Source organism: Neobacillus niacini (genome assembly GCF_000759675.1).
Lineage (GTDB): Bacteria > Bacillota > Bacilli > Bacillales > Cytobacillaceae > Neobacillus > Neobacillus niacini_A.
Genome location: NZ_BAWM01000158.1, coordinates 161,402 through 179,822, shown reverse-complemented (window position 1 = coordinate 179,822; position 18,421 = coordinate 161,402). Strand labels below are relative to the sequence as shown.

Below are 18,421 nucleotides of genomic sequence, written 5' to 3'. Positions count from 1 at the left end.
GTAATCCTATTGGTCAGTTTTTTATTTGTTCTATCTTTTTTAAGCATTTATCCACTGATGGTTAATATGGTCACGTCCTTTAAGCACTTGTGTCTTAATAGTCTTAAAGTAGGTTTATACAAAATTCATTTATCGATTTTTTGTATGATTATTCTTAGTGCATGGACCATTCTTTCATTACGCTTTTCCTTTTTAATTTTCTTTTTCTTTTTCAGTGTTTCTGCTTATCTGATTTACTGGATTGCTGATCTTAAGTTTAAACACTTAATATCAAAGAAAGAATCGGGAAATCAGTTAAATAATACGCCTGCATAAAAAAGACAGATGGAAGCCCATCTGTCTTTTTTTGTGCAAAAACTACTCGCTAGAAACATAGAGTATCAATTTCCTTTGAATGGCTAACTTATGAAGCTAATCCAAATAATTTATGGATGAATTCTTTTTGGTTTTGGGCAGACTTCACCCCTTGATGAACCTGCTTCTTTTTAATCATATGCATCGCTTCTATACCACTCAGTATGTAAGTAGCTGTACGAAATGATTTTAATCCTAACATTGAACGAACTCGCTTCTTTATAAAACGATGATCCTGTTCTACCATATTATTGAGATATTTCACTTGCCTTATTTGTATGCCTTCAGGCATATGTTTCTCTTCTTTTAACTCTTGAATCGCTACGGGATAGGCTGGGTTTTTGTCCACTGTTATGACACGAGGTTTACAAACATGAGAAGTAGCCAAGGCTTTCATGAAAAAGCGCTTGGCTGCTTGTTTATTTCTTGATTCACTTAGATAAAAACCAATGGTATTCCCTTCTGAATCGACTGCACGATATAAATACATCCATTGACCTTTTACCTTAATATAGGTTTCATCGACTCTCCAAGAGTCATTTGTTGGCTTAAGATGACGACGTACTCTTTTATCTAATTGAGGTCCATATTGATGAACCCAACGCATAATCGTTGTATGAGCCATGGATAAGCCACGCTCCTCCATTATTTCCACCAAATCACGAAAACTTAAGTTGTACAGTAGGTACCATCTTACTGTTAACAAAATAATGTCAGGCTGATAGTGCTTCCATTTGAACAAATCTTCTTTTTCCATACCGATCGCAATTTCCCTGTCCAAATTGAAAAGCTTGAAAGAATGGATTTTTACGAACGAAGTAAAGCGGCTTATGCCATAGTTGCTACGAGTGAACGAGCGCCCTATGCAAATATTATTTTGAAAAAAGGTGTGCTTTAATTTAGAGTGTAATAGAATGGACCGTGAAAAATTCTTGAGTCCGAAAGAATAAGAAGGATCCAATCCAATTAGTATGGATTGGTTTTTTTGACTGCATCAAAGATTAGGTAAAAGGGAGCCGGGAAAAATGAAAGTTAGTCTTTTTGCTACTTGTTTAGTAGATATGTTTCAAGGTGATGTAGGCAAAGCAACAGTGGAAGTGTTAGAAAGACTCGGCTGTGAAATCGATTTTCCAGAATCACAAATTTGCTGCGGACTGCCGGCTTACAATAGGGGGTTTGTCAAAGAATCGTCAGTTTTTTACCGGCAACTTCCATCATTATTATCCCAAAAAGCAGTATCGTTCCCCGCATGACACAAGCGGCCCGCATCATTAATGAGCAAGTAAAAAACGACGAACAAATCGCCTCATGCATCAACTTCATCACAGGACCAAGCAACTCAGCTGACATCGAAATGAAACTTGTTGTCGGCGTGCATGGACCAATTAAAGCTACTTATCTAGTGGTAGAAGATATTTAATAGGCTGAAGAAGAAGAAGACGAATCGGACTTGAATCGTCTTCTTCTGCATATCCATTAGGAAATTTTATTTGTTACTTTTTGATTTCCTTGTTTTACTTTTATTAGAGTTTTTGGTATTTCGGTATTGTGAAGGAGAAAGATTCGTTACCCGTTTAAAGGATTGAGCAAAAAAGGACTGGGAAGAAAAGCCGGTAATGGTTGATATATTAGAAATCGGGTAGTTGGTGGTTTCTAATAATATTTTACTTTCCCGGATACGGGTTTGAATTAAGTATTCAATCGGAGAAACACCGAATGCTTTCTTAAATGAATGAGCAAGGTAGTATTTATTGATATGACTAACCTCAGCTAATGTATCCAAATTTATTTCTTCGCGAAAATACTGCTTAATATAATTTTTTATAAAGGCCACATCTTTACTAATCTTTTTAGTAGATGTTTCCTCCAAGGTAAATGCCTTTTTCCTCATCATCTTAAGCAATAAAATTTCTAATATGTTTTGTATGAGCAACTCATAATCTTCTTTTTGGTTTACCACTTCTTCAATCAATTGTTGGAGGTAAAAGAGATAGACGTTTTTCTCCTGTTTATAATTGAAAAAAGTGACCTGTAATCCCGGATCATCTGGAGATGAAAAAGCTAGACCTTGGATGCCAAGTGCAATATATTCAAGGGGGTGATCGACACCAGACTTTTCCGTATGCTCGGTATTCGGGTTGATGACAATTAAATCATGCTCTGTGACCGGTATTTCTTTTTTTGAAAAAATGAAAGTCCCTTTGCCCTTAGTAATATACAATATTTCAGTAAAATGATGAGTATGATTGGTGCTATGCCAATCTTTATCGTATTTTGCTTTTGTTACATAGAGAAGTTTAACTGGAAGATGGCCCCGTGCCGATGGTGGAACCTCATAAATTTCATTTGACAAATAACTTCCTCCTTCAAAAGCATTCTATTAAACTGAATTATAGGTTTTTTAGTGGAAAATTACAAACGGTAGCAAGATATCTAAAAAACAGAACAAGATGTTTATTGTGAAAGCGTTTTTCTAAATGTATACTCTACCTATTAAGATATAAAGAAATAAAGGGAGGATCAATATGAAAAAGAAACTTTTGTTGGCAGGTTCGATTGCAATGTTATCTCTAGGTTTGATGGCTTGTAATAACGATCAAAAGGTAGATTCAAAGAATGGTAAAACATCTAGTGAACAACAGACCCTTCATGTGGCAGCATTAGAGTCAGCTTATGGTAAAGATATGTGGACCAAAGTGATCGATGCGTATGAAGCAGCAAATCCGAAAGTTGATGTTGAATTGACTGTGGATAAAAATCTCGAGGATGTTATCAGCCCGAATATGAAAGCAGGAAACTATCCGGATGTGGTTTTATTGGCAGCCGGAAGAAAACTGGCACTGACAGAAAATTTGATTAAAGATAAAGCTTTAGAAGACATTTCGGATGTTTTGGATAAAAACGTTTATGGTGAGGATGTCAAAGTAAAGGATAAGTTGGTACCAGGTTTTACTGACACACTGGCAACCAGCCCTTATAATGACGGGAAAACTTATATGGCACCGATGTTCTACAGTCCAACTGGATTATTCTATAATGCCGGCTTGTTAAAAGAAAAGGGCTGGGAGGTACCGAAGACTTGGGATGAGATGTGGGCGTTAGGTGATAAAGCGAAAGCTGAAGGAATCGCATTATTCACATACCCTACTACCGGTTACTTTGATGCATTTTTCTATTCTTTACTATTAGAAGCGGGCGGACCTGACTTTTACAATAAAGCGATGAAATATGAAGATGGCATTTGGGAATCTCCTGAAGCAACGAAGGTTTTTGAAATTGTTGGGAAGTTAGCTAAATACACAGAGCCCACAACTGTTGCCAATGCCAATGACAAAGACTACACGAAAAATCAACAATTGATTCTTGATAACAAAGCACTGTTTATGCCAAATGGTACGTGGGTCGTTGGTGAAATGGGAGAAGCGCCTAAAGTGGATGGCTTTGAATGGGGTATGACAGCATTGCCGGCTATTGATAATGGCGGTGATCGTTACGCTTTTACCTTCTTCGAACAAATGTGGGTGCCAGCTCAGGCTAAAAATAAAGATGCAGCAAAGGATTTCTTAACGTATGTTTATTCCGATGAAGCAACGGGAATTTTTGCAGAAGCTGGTGCGATACAACCAATCGAAGGGATCTCCGAAAAGCTGACCGGTGACAATAAGCTATTCTATAGTATTTATGATTCCGGAGCAAAAGCAGGTATGGGTGGATTTGCTGCAACAGAAGCCGTTGAGGGTGTCAGCATGGCAGATACATTATTCAGAACGATCGACAGTATTGTTTCTGGCGATAAAAAAGTAAAAGATTGGCAAGAGTCCGTTGAAAAAGTGAGTGACCAATTACGGTCAGCATTAAAGTAATAGTTCACTAGTATAACGGTGAGTATTCTTCCTCACCGTTATATTTATTAAATGAGGTGATATCCATGAATAAGACAACAGAAAAAAGGATTTTTATTTTTGCTTGTACGTCACCAGCACTGATCTTGTTAACCATTTTTATGATTTTTCCTACGATTGAGGTATTCAGGATGTCCTTATATAAGTGGGGTGGGTTTTCTAATAATAAAGTATTTGTCGGACTCGATAACTTCAAAATCTTATGGAACGATATGAACTTCTTTCGATCTCTCCAAAACAGTATTGTATTGATTGTTATCGTCACACTCATCACCATGGTGGTGGCGATTTTGTTTGCTACTTTGTTAACGAGAGAAAAGATGAAAGGCAACAGCTTTTTCCGGATTATATTCTATATCCCTAATATCTTATCCGTTGTGGTCATTGCTGGGATTTTTTCTGCGGTTTATGATCCAACCACAGGCTTGTTGAATAATCTACTTGCTTTATTTAACCTTGAGAACCTTCAAAGAATGTGGCTTGGCGATCAAAACATTGCCATTTACAGCATCGGAGGGGCACTCGTTTGGCAAGCGATTGGTTACTATATGGTCATGTATATGTCGAGTATGGCGAGTATCCCAGAAAGTTTTTATGAAGCATCTGCTTTGGAGGGCGCTGGACGAGTTAGACAATTTTTCAGTATTACCTTACCGTTGATTTGGAATAACATTCGGACAACGTTAACCTTCTTCATTATCAGTACGATTAATTTAAGTTTTCTTCTCGTCCAGGCGATGACTGGCGGCGGTCCTGACGGATCGACGGAAGTATTTTTAAGCTATATGTATAAGCAGGCTTACACCAATTCTTCTTATGGTTACGGTATGTCTATTGGGGTTGTGATCTTCCTATTCTCATTCGTACTATCTGCGATTGTCAGCCGTGTCACCAAACGGGAAGTGCTGGAGTATTAAGGGGGTCCATGAACAATGAAAAAACAAAAAGGCATGAGCGCAGAAACAGCATATCGATTGTTTATCTACGTCGCACTGATTACATTAGCAATCTCTATCATTATCCCTGTCGCGTGGGTTTTCTTAGCTTCAGTGAAGCAAAATTCGGAATTCTATGGCAGCCCTTGGGTCATGCCGAAAGGTTTCTATTTTCAAAACTTCATAGATGCTTTCCAAAAGGCAAATATGGGTACCTATATGTTGAATTCTGTCATGGTGACTGCATTGGCGCTGCTTATTTTATTGATCGTCGCCTTGCCGGCAGCCTATGTGTTGGCAAGATACATCTTTAGAGGCAGTAAATTTTTGAACGCCTTGTTTAAAGCTGGATTATTTATCAACGTGAACTATATTGTCGTTCCAATTTTCTTGATGTTATTAGACGGTGATAACTTCTTACGGGGACAATTTGGAGCTGGATTCTTGCTGGACAATCTATTTATTTTAGCTGTGGTTTATGCGGCAACCGCTTTGCCATTTACCATTTACTTATTGTCCAGCTATTTCCAATCCCTTCCATCAACGTACGAAGAAGCGGCTTTGGTCGATGGTGCTGGATATTTCAAAACGATGATCTCGATTATGATTCCGATGGCACGGCCAAGTATCATAGCCGTCATCTTATTCAATTTCCTTGCGTTTTGGAATGAATACATTATTGCCCTTACGTTGATACCAGGTCCAAATAAAACCTTACCTGTTGGTCTGATGAACTTAATGGCGGCACAAAAGTCAGCAGCAAACTATGGCCAAATGTATGCGGGAATGGTCCTCGTTATGCTGCCAACCTTGATTTTATATATCATTGTTCAAAAGAAATTGACACAAGGGATGACCCTTGGCGGTTTAAAAGACTAGAGGAGGATTTACATGAAAAAGAAAATAGGCCGCGTTACTTTGCCAAGTGAAGAAAGTTTTCTTAAGGAAACAAAAGAATTGATGGAACGATGGGGCGCGGATGCGATTCGAGATAGCGATGGAACGAAATTGGATGATGATATTAAACAATTGGATGCAAAAATTTATACGACTTATTTTGTTGCGAGGGGCCAAAACGAGTTTGCAAAGAACCATATGGAAGAATGCCAGCAACTCTATTTGATGAGTTTGTTCAATACTGCACATACAGAAACCCTGGAAATTAACTTTATGAACGGCTATTTTGAAGAACAATTACAGCCGGATTATCACCATGATCCTAAGAAATACTGGGAAGTCATCGACCGGACAACTGGAGAAGTGCTCGACACGAATGATTGGGATGTAAGTGAAAAGGACAATCGTGTCTTGATTACCAAGGCAATTCCTTGGCATGAATACACCGTGTCATTCTTAGTTTATGCGATTTGGGATCCAACCCATATGTACAATCATATTACCAACAATTGGGGCGATAAGCCGCATGACATTCCTTTTGATGTTAGGCAGCCATACTCCAATGAATATATGAAAACCTATTTAAAACAATGGCTGACAGAAAATCCGGATACCGATGTGGTTAGATTCACAACATTTTTCTATCATTTTACACTGGTGTTTAATAATCTGGGCAAAGAAAAATTTGTAGATTGGTTTGGTTATGGGGCCAGTGTTTCGGTGGCTGCCCTAGATGCTTTTGAACAAGAAAAAGGCTACCGCTTAAGACCAGAAGACATTGTTGATCAAGGCTATTACAATACAGCTTTCAGAATTCCGACGCAAGCCTATTTGGACTACATCGATTTTGTTCAACAGTTTGTTGCTAAGGAAGCCAAAGAACTCGTCGACATCGTTCATGAAAGTGGCAAAGAAGCGATGATGTTCCTTGGTGATAACTGGATTGGTACGGAACCGTATGGAAAATACTTCGAAAGCATCGGCTTGGATGCCGTGGTTGGAAGTGTTGGCGGAGGTGCTACATTACGAATGATTGCCGATATCCCACATGTACGTTATACAGAAGGGCGATTCTTACCTTATTTCTTCCCGGACACGTTTTATGAAGGGAACAACCCGGTGATCGAGGCCAATGAAAATTGGGTTACGGCCCGAAGAGCATTACTAAGGAATCCTGTTGATCGGATTGGCTATGGCGGCTATTTGAGCCTTGCTTATCAATTCCCTGATTTTGTTGCTTATATTGAAAAGGTGACTGAGGAATTCCGCGAAATTTATGACATAATCAAGGGCGTTACACCTTACAGCGGCCTTAAAGTAGCGATTTTGAATTCTTGGGGCGGGCTTCGAACTTGGCAGACACATATGGTTGCCCATGCATTATGGTATAAACAAATTTATTCTTATTTAGGTGTTTTGGAATCGTTGAGCGGGGCTGCCGTGGAAGTTACCTTCATTAGCTTTGACGACGTTATCAATGATGGTGTGCCCGTGGATGTTGATGTCATCATTAATGCTGGTGACGCTGGAACAGCTTTTTCAGGAGGGGAATATTGGACGAATGAAAAGTTAGTCACCACCATCAGAGCCTGGATTCATAACGGCGGCGGCTTCATAGGAATTGGTGAGCCGACAGCCTATCAGCATGAAGGACATTATTTCCAATTGGCGACTGCCTTAGGTATTGACAAAGAACTAGGATTCAGTTTATCAACCGACAAATATTTTGTCACTCCTGTCGAAGAGCATTTTATTTCTGCTGACAGTACCCAATTCAATTTTGGTGAAGGTATGAAAAATATTTTTGCATTGTCAGAGGAGACGGAAATTATTGAGTATTCAGATGGAGAAGTTCACCTATCCAGCCATTCCTTTGGAAAAGGCAGAGCCGTCTATATCGCGGGGCTTCCGTATAATGAAGAAAACACGAGGTTGTTGATGCGCGCATTATACTATGCTGCCCATAAAGAAGAAGAATTCCACAAATGGCATGCAAGTAACATTTATTGTGAAGTCCATGTCTACCCATCCATTCGAAAAATGGCAATTGTCAACAATTCGATGAAGGAGCAAACGACTGTTGTCTTTGACGGAGATGGCAACAGTAAAGTGGTTACGTTGGAGCCTAGTGAGATCCGATGGGAGGATTTTTCCAATGAAGGCTAAGGTATTAATCATACTTAAAATGGTTGTGTTTATCATTTGTTTGGCATTGATTATCAACGGACAAAAGACAGTTGGTAAACTCGAGCTGGGCATGATGTTGCTTGGATTAGCAGGTCTCTTAGGACTGCTATATGATTACAATCGAAAATATGTGTAAAAAACTACCCATCAGTTCAAATACAAATGTAGTGGTGCGGAGAAATGAAAAGGGCAATGTGCTGGGGACTGGATATGTTCCCGGCCCTTTCAGGTTATAGAGTGTTAAACCTACTAGTGTCCTTTGCAGTATTACTATTAATCTGGAAATTACTAAAAAAACAATATTTCTAAAAATTTGGACAATATCTTTATTGTGTAAGCGTTTTAATCAAAGTAAGCTAGATTACAAGTAGAGGGTGGTACTTGATGTTAGGAATCATCTTCTATTTAAATAGGAAATTCAAAGGAGGAGAGGAATTGAGCAGGAGAAATTACAAGAGATTTAGCCATACACTGCTTGCACTTGTGTTGTTTTTGCCAACGTTCTTGACGGGGTTTATTCCGCCGTTACGTGTGGTAGCAGAAGTGACGAATCCATGGGTTACCATTTCAAATGGAGGAAATGAAGTAAATGAAATGGTCAACAAGAATGGGAAGGCCTATGCAAGGCTTGGAGCAGGCGCTGGAAATGACAATGGAGCCAAAGCAGCTATTTTTCAAGAAGAAAAGGCAGCAGCAAAAGAAGCAGGAACGATGGAATATACCTTTATTCCTGAATTGAATGGGGCAGATACCAGATTTGGTTTCTATCCTCATTATATTGATCATAATAATTTTGTTTTTGTAGGCTATGACTCTATAGGATGGTTCTATGAATACAAATATCAAGGCAGTGGAACCTGGCTGCAAACTAGACCAAACTTGCCACTTCCAGAGGCAGGAACTAAACATAATATAAAAATTAATTATAGCGGAACCACTTTAAATGTTACTTTAGATGGCCAAGATTTATTTGGACCGGTTACTTTATCCAATGATGTAAATAACCTAATTACAGGTAAGGAAGCCGTTAAACTGGGTGCATTTGGAGGTAAAAACAGCCATGTCCTCATTGAACTGGGGGATGCTCTTGGAGATGGAGGCACAGATCCAGGTGATGGAGGTACAGTGCCAGGTGATGGAGAACTTGTCGATATTACCGATAGCCAACTGGAAGAAGGAGATTTAAAAATAATTTCAGGCGACGGAAAGGTTTCCTATAATGAAGATGGTTCAGCTACCTTCAAGGTCACCTCTACTCAAAAGAATCGAATTGTCTACAATCAAATGAAACCAATTAAGAATGGTGTTTTTGAAGCGGATATTACACCAGGAACTGGTACGATGAACCGATTTGGCCTCATTTATCGTGTGCAAAATCCATCCGCCTATACGTATGTGGGAACGGGAGATCAGAATAATCAATATTTTGGCGAGATTTTTGGCCCCGCTAATACGTGGACATCAATGACATCTGACGTGGCACTAGAAGCTAATAAAACCTACCATATGCGCTTGAAATTCATGGATGATGTCGCAACCCTTTATATCAACGATAAAAAGGTGAATTCGTGGACATTATCAGGCGGTGTCGATCAAGCAGGATTACTTGGATTTGAAAAAAGCCGGGGTGCTGCAGACATTACGATTTCAAACATCAAAATCAAAGAAAATGTTCCTCCTAAAGCACCAAATACACCGCCAGTTGAGGATAACCTAACCTCAGACTATATGGATGTCGTGATTGACCAAGTTTTCCCGCGTGTCATCGAATACCGGGTTGCAGACAAGGTAATGGATGGACAAAAAACTCCTGTTTACGGTTTAAAAGTGAACGGTGTTCTTTATTATCCTGAAGTAAGTTTTGAAAAGAAAAATAAAAGTGAAGCATTATATACCTTAAAGGTTGTCGATGAGTATGAAAATCTTGACGCGGTATTTAAGGTCTCTTTAAAAGTCCAAAAAAATAAAGTGATTTATACTTTTGATGAAATCAAGAATGCCAAAAGCGCCAAAATAGAAACGGTTGAATTTGCGGATCTGAACCTAATCTCCGTCAATTCCACTCAAACTAATGCGAAAGCCAAATTAACGAATCTTAGCAGTGATGTGACCAAACCAGGGGATGTCGATGTCACTGTCGATGCATCCTTAGGAAACATCGGAACTTCAGGAAGCTACTATACTGGTTTCCTTTCAACGGACCAATTGAGTGCTGGTGTATGGTCTAGTTCAGAAGTCAATGGTTACCGAAATTTAGTAGCGAATCGTTATCAGAGTGAAGATGGCACGAAAGGCCTAGGAATTGGTTCTAGCTTGCTTTATTATCAACGAGCATTTATGCCCAATCCACAAGCTGATAAACCAACTATAAAAATTGCAATTGCAGAAGATCTGAACGAGGATAAGGAAATTGACTGGCAGGACGGAGCCATTGCCTACCGTGAAATCATGCAGAATATCCCGGGGGCGAATAATGTAAACAATCTTGTCGGCACCCGGATTGCCATGAATTTCGGCTCCCAAGCACAGCAGCCATTCTTAAAAACATTGGATAATGTTAAAAAGGTGGCTCTCGCTACAGATGGATTGGGGCAGTCTGTCCTGTTAAAAGGATATGGAAATGAAGGTCATGACAGTGCGCACCCGGATTATGGCAATGTCGGTGAACGAATTGGCGGCGCTGCAGATCTGCAAACACTTATCCGTGAAGGCCATCAATACAATACCGAATTCGGAGTCCATATTAATGCCCAAGAAACCTACCCTGAAGCCAAAGCTTTTAACGAAGACTTTATTGACGGGCCGAATTCAAGAGGCTGGGGCTGGTTAGACCAATCGTATACAATCAATAAATTAAAAGATTTGTACTCAGGAACGCGTGCAAAAAGACTAGACGAATTAAAAGCAGCTGCACCTGGGCTTGACTTTGTTTACTTAGACGTGTGGTATCAAGATCAATGGGAATCGGATCGAATCTCCGAGCAATTTCATGACCGCGGATGGAGAGTCACAACCGAATTTGGTACATCAGTAGCTAATTATTCTACCTGGCAGCACTGGGCTACAGATAAGAATTATGGCGGACCTGCCAGCAAGGGAATCAACTCAGAAGTACTCCGGTTTATTAGTAATCATCAAAAAGACTCTTGGGTATTGAATTGGCCGGAAGCAGGCGGAACGGCTGATCATCCATTGCTTGGCGGATTTGAATTAGCCGGTTTCGAGGGGTGGCAATCGGATAAGAACTTTGACCAGTTTATCCGGATGACATTCGATACCAATCTGCCAACAAAATTTTTACAAAAGTATTATGTCACCAATTGGACAGATGTTGAAGGTGACAAAAACAAAACAAACTTGGAAAAGGAAATTAAATTGGCGGACCCAAGTAATGGGGACGATGTGGTTGTAACAAGAAAAGACAATTCCAGAGAGCGTATCATTACACTTAATGGGAATGTTGTCCTTGATGAACATGCCTATTTACTTCCTTGGGTGGAACAAGATTTTAACAATCCTACACCTGCTGCTGAAAAATTGTATCATTGGAATTTGGAAGGTGGTACTACAACTTGGACATTGCCAGATGGATTTGTTGGTCCATCTAAAAAGGTTTATGTGTACAAATTGACCGATCAAGGCCGGAAAGATGTGCAGAAAGTCGAAGTGATCAATAATCAGGTAACCTTGACAGCTGAGGCAGCAACGCCATATGTTGTTATTCCGGACAAAAAGGAAAAGGGCTTACAGGTCGAAAATTGGAGCGCCGAAGCTCATGTCTATGACACGGGATTCAATTCGGGAACCGTCAAAGATGAAGTGACAAAAGTGGCAGGAGATAAAGATGTTGTAAGTGTCATCAGAACGAATCAAACTGGAACAGCACGTAATGTAAGCAGCGGCGACTATTATCTGAATATGGAAAGTCCAGCGGAAAATACAACCGTTTCCCGCTCCATTACTGACCTTGTGCCTGGCAAGGATTATGTGGCAGAGGTATACGTAGAAAACAATAGTGATGTAAAAGCCGAAATCACAGTAACTGGCGGGGTAAAAGATGTAAGTAATTACACACTAAGGAGCCTGCAAAAGAACTTTGTAAAAGCAGACTCGCATGCTTCAAATGATGGATACAATAGCAAAATGCAACGAATGCAAGTAAGCTTTACGGCTACATCTAAAAAGGCTGAAATCATTCTCAGCCGTGAGGCCGGAGAAGGAACTACCAAATTTGATGATATTCGGGTCGTTCAAAAATCCTTGAATAATGAAGGATCATCCAGTGTATTCAAACAAGATTTTGAATCGGTCGTGCAAGGAATTTACCCATTTGTTATCGGGAATACGGAAGGTGTAGAAGACAATAGAATTCATTTGTCAGAATTACATGCACCGTATACACAAAAAGGATGGGCAGGCAAAAAATTAGTGGATGATGTCTTAGGCGGAAATTGGTCCGTTAAAGTTAATACTGGTAACAAAGGATTAGTGTATCGCACCATTCCGCAGCACTTCCACTTTGAACCGGGAGTTACCTATAAAGTATCCTTTGACTATCAAACTACGGCCAATGCCTATCGCTTTATCTCAGGGGATCAAGAAATTGATGTTCGAGATATTTCGGCTGCCAAGGGACTGAGCATGAATAATACACTATCGGCATCTACCGATACTAAAACGGCTGAATTTACTGTCACTGGTTCCAAGAATGGACAAACGTATATTGGAATTTTCAGTGATGGAACAAGTTTGAATGGAGATACTGGGGCAGGAACGTTTATTTTAGATAACCTTCGGATTGAACAGGTGCCTGTCACCACAGGTACTAAGTAGAACAATATTGCATCACATGCTACTAATACGATTAGGCATGGAGGTAAATAGAAGGGATATTATACCCTTTTATTCCCCATGTCTTTTTGTATATGATTTCAATCTGGAAATCACTAAAAAAACAATATTTCTAAAAAATTGGACAATATCTTTATTGTGAAAGCGTTTTAATAAAAGTAAGCTAGATTACAGGTAGAGGTGGTATTTGATATTAGGGCATCGTCCTCTATTAAAATCGTATATTCAAAGGAGGGTATATATGAAAAATTCAAGAAATAAGTTTAAGAAAACGATTGCAGTACTTTTAGCTGGTTGTATGGTAGGCTCTACATGGTATGCGAATAGTTCCCTGGTACTAGCTGAGGGAAATACGGCAATTAAACAAGAAGGAAGTCAAATTATTCCACAAGGTTCACAAACGGTTATTTCTTCTGATCAAATGGACGTTCTTGTCGATGTGAATTTTCCAAGAGTAATTCAGTACAATTTAAAATCTGGAAATGGAGCAGGGAAGACTTTTTACGGACAGACTGAGGCATTAGATACAATCCTTATTAATGACGTAGCAGTAAAACCAAAAGTAAAAGCAATAGTTTCATCTGATAAAATTGAGTACAAGATGACTTTAATAGACGATAGTAACAATATCAATGCAGTAATTACTGCAGAAATGGTTGTTAAAGGAAATATTTTAGAATTCAATATTACAAAAATTGTGGACAACAAAATCGTAAAAACAATTGAAATTCCAAATCACAATTTAATTTCAGTAAATAGTAGTCAAAAAGATGCTGTACTAGATGGAGTACAGATGTCTACAAATACACACATCAATGGTGACAGACAGGTAAAGGTTGATAATAATTTGAATACGCAAGATGAAGAGCAAAAAGGATATATGTATGCTTTTCTTTCTAATGATGAATTAAGTGCAGGTATATGGTCTAATACGGAGAATAGTTTAGCAAAAAAATTAGATCCAAATTCTTATGCTGCAAAAACTGATGCACAAAGAATTACAGCTACGGCTACGACTAATAGTGCAGGGCAAAAAACAATTGGTTTAAGTAGTACATTCTGGACGTATCAAAAATCAGAAGAGCATCGTAAGGAAGATGGCACTTTGGAGTTAGAAGATGGAACAGTAAACAAGGTAGATGAATTGCCAACTGCGAAGGTTGTTATTACTGGTGATGCTAATGGTGATAAAAAAATAAACTGGCAAGACGGAGCTATTGATTATAGAAATATTATGAACGAACCTCTAGGGTCAGAAAAGGTTCCAGACTTAGTTGGTTACCGCATTAGCATGAACTTTGGCGGTCAAGCCCAAAATCCTTTCTTAATGACTTTAGATGGAGTTAAGAAGTTTTCTTTAGGTACCGATGGACTAGGGCAATCTATTCTTTTGAAAGGTTATGGTAGTGAAGGGCATGATTCTGGTCATTTAAATTATGCAGATGTTGGAACTCGTATCGGTGGCGCAAAGGATATGAAAACATTGCTAGAGAAGGGTAAAGAATATGGGGCAACTTTTGGGATTCATGTGAATGCAAGTGAAACTTATCCAGAGTCAAAATATTTCCAAGAAGATCGTTTATTAAAAAATCCAGATGGAACTTATAAGTATGGTTGGAACTGGATTGATCAAGGTATAAACATTGATGCTGATTATGATTTAAGAAATGGTAGAGCACAACGATTCAAAGATTTGTATGACGTTCTTGGAGGCAAAAAGAATGATTTAGATTTTATTTATGTAGACGTTTGGGGTAATGGACAGTCAGGTGATAATAGTACATGGCCAAGCCGTCAGTTAAGTAAAGAAATTAACAGTTTAGGTTGGCGCTTAGGTAGTGAGTGGGGATATGCAAACGAGTATGATTCTACATTCCAACACTGGGCAGCCGATTTAACTTATGGTGGTTTTACTCTAAAAGGTATCAATAGTACCATCACTCGTTTCATTAAAAACGATCAAAAAGATGCATGGATTGGTAACTATCCCAAGTATGGTGGCGACGCGGATGCTCCATTATTATTTGGCTACAGCATGAAAGACTTCGAAGGATGGCAAGGTAGAAGTGACTACAAAGCCTATATGGATAACTTGTTTGCAGTGAACGTTCCAACAAAATTCATCCAACATTATAAAGTAACACAGTGGGAAGATGGAAATGCAGTTGAAATGACAGATAATAATAAAACTTACAACTGGGTACCAGGCATGAAGGCATTATTAAAAGATGACTCTGGTAAAAATACACTTGTAATTGAAAGAAAGTCTAATGATTTTGCAAATGATAAAGATGGTTACCGTACAAGAACTATGACATTTAATGGAAATAAAATATTTGAAGGTAAACCTGGTGATGAAAAGTATTTAATTCCATGGTCTTGGGATCAAAATGGTAAAAAATTGCCAACAGCGAAGGAAAAATTATACCACTGGAATACAAATGGTGGAGAAACTACTTGGACTGTTCCAACTGGCTGGAAAGGAACAGTTAAAGTTTATGAGTTAACAGAATTAGGTAAAGAAAATGTGGAAGACGTTACGATTAAAAATGGTCAGATCACATTAAATGCAAAAAAATCTACTGCATATGTAATTCATAAAAGAGCGGAATCTAACAAAGATGTTAATTGGAGCGAAGGAATGCATCTTGTAGATACTGGCTTTAACAGCAATTCCTTAAAAGATTGGATAGTTACAGGAGATTCAGAAGCGGTTAAGATTACGAAGAGTGAAGGTAATAATAACATGTTAACAATCTCTAACAATAAAGAGAAAGTAAATGTTACTCAAAAAGTAACGGGATTAAAACCAAATACTAAGTATGCTGCTTATGTTGGTATTGACAACAGAAGTGAAGAACAAGCAAGTATAACAATTACTTCTAACGGCAAAAAGTATACAAATAGTACTGGTAAATCTATCGCTAAAAACTATGTTAGAGCTTATGCACACAATACTCTAGGCTCCGAGAAAGCAAAAGAAGATGGTCAAATGGCTTCAACAGTAGATGGAACAAGCTATTTCCAAAATATGTATGTATTCTTTGAAACGGGTCAAGATGCATCTGATGTAACCATTGATTTATCTAGAGATGCTGGGAATGGTGCAAGTTACTTTGATGATATTCGTATCGTAGAAAATAACGCTAATAACCAAGTAAGCAGTAATCAATTCATACAAGACTTTGAAAATGTTGCACAAGGTATCTATCCGTTTGTTATTGGTAATATTGAAGGTGTAGAAGATAATAGAACTCACCTTGCTGAATTAAATGCACCATATACTCAAAGAGGTTGGAACCAAAAACTAGTAAATGATGTTATTGCTGGTAAATGGTCAATTAAAACTAATGGTTTAACACAACGTAACAAACTTGTATACCAAACAATACCTCAAAACTTCAAATTCAAACCAGGTGTAACGTATAAAATCACTTTTGATTATGAAATAGGTAGTAATGGAACTTACGCAGTAGTAACAGGTAATGCTCCATTTGAAGAAAAAGGAGTATTAACTAAGGATGAATTAAAATCAACAGCAAATAGCGATAAGGATGCAAAAGCTGGAACATATTCCTTTACTTTAAAAGGGGATGAATCAGGTCAAAGCTGGTTTGGTATTTATTCTACTAACAAAGCTGCAGATACTCAAGGCGTGACAGGTGCACAAGCAAACTTTAATGGCTATAAAGATATTATGCTTGATAATCTAGTAATTGAAACGGTATCAAACAACTAGAATCAGTTGTTTTGAAATGGGGGAAATTGACTGTAATGAACAAGTGCCTGTCGCTCCCTGAGTTTTGTCGAAGATTGATAAGTATTTTATTGGAATGTGAAAAATAGCGTCGAAGAGGGAAGTGTTTCTAACACTTCCCTCTGTCTTTTTTAAAAAGGACTATTTATATTTGTATCTGATGCCTAAAAAGGAGGAGGCGATATATCCTTATATGATTTATTTTCGCAACAATTCAACATCGTGGTAACCAGAGCAAAAGAGGCATTTGAACCCGTCCTCATCCGTGCTGACGAAAGTGAATATCTTCAAACGGAAGAAGGACGTCCTGCACTGCTGCTGGAACGAACTGCCTTTGATGCGAACGGTTTGCCTGTTGAATTTTGTATATCCATTGTTCGAGGCGATCGCTGCCGCTTTTACACTGAACTAACATAATTGGAGAAACTTGTTTTAAATATTGGGTTGACCCAACAAGTTGAGTGATATAATATTATATTAATAGGATTGAAAGTTTCGTTTTGTAAGATTAGATGAGCTCCAATTTCGATACTGAACGAACTTTAAAAAACTCATAGTTATAGTGTCTATGAGTTTCTCTAAAATAAAACTTATACCAACAACCCACCAATGCGTTGGGAATCTCCTGATTATTTTGGATATTATTTAAATTGAGGTGCTAAAGAGATGAAAAAGTCCATCGGTATTGATATCGGCGGTACAAAGATTGCAGCGGGAATCATTTCGGAATCGGGAGAATTGCTTCATCGTACGGAAGTGAAAAGTGATCCTTCCGACCGCGAAAACATGTTTACACAAGTAGTAACAGCGGTGGAACAAGTTCTTGAAGGAACACAGTTTTCTGAGATTGAAGGTATCGGCGTCGGGGTACCTGGTAAAGTCGATCGAGAGAACGGCATCGCTATTTTTCAAAACAATTTGCCTTGGCCGCAGTTTCCGATTGCCGACCGGTTACAGGAGCAATTTGGCGCCAAGACAATCACTATTGACAATGATGTTTATATGGCGGCTTTTGCTGAGTGGAAAGCGGCGCATGCAAAAACCAGCGAGACCTTTGTCTACGTGACGATTAGTACAGGAATCTCCTGTTCGATCATCCATCATGGTTCCTTTTTTAGAGGAGCCGGTTTCGCCGGGGAATTGGGGCTGATTCCTGTTCTTTCGAAGGAAGGCAATGAACGGTTGGAAAAAATCGCTGCCGGCCCAGGGATCCAGAAAATAGCCGGGGTTCCAACCAAGGATGTCTTTACTGGATATTTAAACGGGTCACAGGAATTTCAGTCAGCCATAGATGAGGTGACCGACCATTTGGCCCAAGGACTCTATTCCATTTCCTGTTTATTAGACCCGCATAGAATCGTTTTCGGCGGCAGTGTCATTGTGAATAACCCTTTCTTGCTTGAGTTAATCAAAGAAAAACTAAAAATCTATCAAATTCCTGAACAGCAGCATCTTTTAGAGCATATGAGCATTAGTACATTGGCGCAGAATAATGGGGTTGTTGGTGCGGGATTACGAGTATTCGAAAAATTCTAAAG

12 protein-coding genes and 3 pseudogenes are annotated in these 18,421 nt (G+C 38.8%); 13 read left to right on the top strand and 2 right to left on the bottom strand.

Going from position 1 to position 18,421, the window contains the following annotated elements:
- Window positions 1-315 (top strand): hypothetical protein (locus tag TR08_RS33500; RefSeq protein WP_238579286.1); only part of this gene is annotated, 315 nt, incomplete at its 5' end.
- A gap of 88 nt (window positions 316-403) precedes the next feature.
- Here TR08_RS33500 and TR08_RS30075 read toward each other — a convergent pair.
- Window positions 404-1,111 carry an IS6 family transposase gene (locus TR08_RS30075; RefSeq protein WP_045524699.1) on the bottom strand — a complete coding sequence of 236 codons (708 nt, stop codon included), beginning with the start codon at window positions 1,109-1,111 and terminating at the stop codon, window positions 404-406.
- Window positions 1,112-1,132: 21 nt separating this feature from the next.
- On the opposite strand from TR08_RS30075, the pseudogene TR08_RS31690 reads away from it, so the two are divergent.
- The 3 pseudogenes from TR08_RS31690 to TR08_RS31685 form a co-directional block, all read left to right on the top strand.
- Window positions 1,133-1,252, top strand: a pseudogene (locus tag TR08_RS31690) (RbsD/FucU domain-containing protein); the annotation flags it as partial.
- 127 nt (window positions 1,253-1,379) lie between these two features.
- Window positions 1,380-1,544, top strand: a pseudogene (locus tag TR08_RS30070) (heterodisulfide reductase-related iron-sulfur binding cluster); the annotation flags it as partial.
- Window positions 1,538-1,774 (top strand): annotated as a pseudogene (locus TR08_RS31685) (LUD domain-containing protein); the annotation flags it as partial. The pseudogenes TR08_RS30070 and TR08_RS31685, both read left to right, overlap by 7 nt.
- Before the next feature lie 66 nt (window positions 1,775-1,840).
- Here TR08_RS31685 and TR08_RS30065 read toward each other — a convergent pair.
- Window positions 1,841-2,707 (bottom strand): AraC family transcriptional regulator, encoded by an 867-nt coding sequence (locus TR08_RS30065; RefSeq protein WP_045524694.1) that lies wholly within the window; start codon window positions 2,705-2,707, stop codon window positions 1,841-1,843.
- A 172-nt stretch (window positions 2,708-2,879) separates the two neighbouring features.
- Here TR08_RS30065 and TR08_RS30060 point away from each other — a divergent pair, with 172 nt between their 5' ends.
- The 9 genes from TR08_RS30060 to TR08_RS30030 all read left to right on the top strand — a co-directional run bounded on the left by TR08_RS30060 (window position 2,880) and on the right by TR08_RS30030 (window position 18,419).
- The gene (locus tag TR08_RS30060) at window positions 2,880-4,217 is read left to right on the top strand and encodes a carbohydrate ABC transporter substrate-binding protein (RefSeq protein ID WP_045524692.1); all 1,338 of its coding nucleotides are present in this window, start codon (window positions 2,880-2,882) and stop codon (window positions 4,215-4,217) included.
- 65 nt (window positions 4,218-4,282) lie between these two features.
- Window positions 4,283-5,173 carry a carbohydrate ABC transporter permease gene (locus TR08_RS30055; RefSeq protein WP_045524690.1) on the top strand — a complete coding sequence of 297 codons (891 nt, stop codon included), beginning with the start codon at window positions 4,283-4,285 and terminating at the stop codon, window positions 5,171-5,173.
- Between the two features lie 15 nt (window positions 5,174-5,188).
- Window positions 5,189-6,070 (top strand): carbohydrate ABC transporter permease, encoded by an 882-nt coding sequence (locus tag TR08_RS30050; protein ID WP_045524688.1) that lies wholly within the window; start codon window positions 5,189-5,191, stop codon window positions 6,068-6,070.
- A gap of 12 nt (window positions 6,071-6,082) precedes the next feature.
- Window positions 6,083-8,254 (top strand): 1,3-beta-galactosyl-N-acetylhexosamine phosphorylase, encoded by a 2,172-nt coding sequence (gene gnpA / locus TR08_RS30045; RefSeq protein ID WP_045524686.1) that lies wholly within the window; start codon window positions 6,083-6,085, stop codon window positions 8,252-8,254.
- A complete protein-coding gene (locus tag TR08_RS32960) occupies window positions 8,244-8,411 on the top strand; it encodes a DUF6903 family protein (RefSeq protein WP_193747886.1) in 168 nt (55 codons plus the stop codon). The genes gnpA and TR08_RS32960 overlap by 11 nt, the downstream gene beginning before the upstream one ends.
- 299 nt (window positions 8,412-8,710) lie before the next feature.
- The gene (locus TR08_RS30040; RefSeq protein ID WP_152597558.1) at window positions 8,711-13,108 is read left to right on the top strand and encodes an endo-alpha-N-acetylgalactosaminidase family protein; all 4,398 of its coding nucleotides are present in this window, start codon (window positions 8,711-8,713) and stop codon (window positions 13,106-13,108) included.
- Between the two features lie 259 nt (window positions 13,109-13,367).
- Window positions 13,368-16,865 carry an endo-alpha-N-acetylgalactosaminidase family protein gene (locus tag TR08_RS30035; RefSeq protein WP_045524682.1) on the top strand — a complete coding sequence of 1,166 codons (3,498 nt, stop codon included), beginning with the start codon at window positions 13,368-13,370 and terminating at the stop codon, window positions 16,863-16,865.
- 240 nt (window positions 16,866-17,105) lie between these two features.
- Window positions 17,106-17,300, top strand: coding sequence for a UTRA domain-containing protein (locus TR08_RS31680; RefSeq protein ID WP_238579285.1), 195 nt, complete (start codon window positions 17,106-17,108; stop codon window positions 17,298-17,300).
- A gap of 249 nt (window positions 17,301-17,549) precedes the next feature.
- Window positions 17,550-18,419, top strand: a complete 870-nt coding sequence (locus TR08_RS30030) for an ROK family protein (RefSeq protein ID WP_045524681.1) — start codon at window positions 17,550-17,552, stop codon at window positions 18,417-18,419.
- Window positions 18,420-18,421: the final 2 nt, after the last annotated feature.

What these genes read in the sequence shown, in the direction of transcription:
- TR08_RS30075 (WP_045524699.1), bottom strand. Translation starts at nt 1,111, where the DNA reads ATGGAAAAAGAAGATTTGTTCAAATGGAAGCACTATCAGCCTGACATT.
- TR08_RS30060 (WP_045524692.1), top strand. Translation starts at nt 2,880, where the DNA reads ATGAAAAAGAAACTTTTGTTGGCAGGTTCGATTGCAATGTTATCTCTA.
- TR08_RS30055 (WP_045524690.1), top strand. Translation starts at nt 4,283, where the DNA reads ATGAATAAGACAACAGAAAAAAGGATTTTTATTTTTGCTTGTACGTCA.
- TR08_RS30050 (WP_045524688.1), top strand. Translation starts at nt 5,189, where the DNA reads ATGAAAAAACAAAAAGGCATGAGCGCAGAAACAGCATATCGATTGTTT.
- gnpA (WP_045524686.1), top strand. Translation starts at nt 6,083, where the DNA reads ATGAAAAAGAAAATAGGCCGCGTTACTTTGCCAAGTGAAGAAAGTTTT.
- TR08_RS32960 (WP_193747886.1), top strand. Translation starts at nt 8,244, where the DNA reads ATGAAGGCTAAGGTATTAATCATACTTAAAATGGTTGTGTTTATCATT.
- TR08_RS30035 (WP_045524682.1), top strand. Translation starts at nt 13,368, where the DNA reads ATGAAAAATTCAAGAAATAAGTTTAAGAAAACGATTGCAGTACTTTTA.
- TR08_RS30030 (WP_045524681.1), top strand. Translation starts at nt 17,550, where the DNA reads ATGAAAAAGTCCATCGGTATTGATATCGGCGGTACAAAGATTGCAGCG.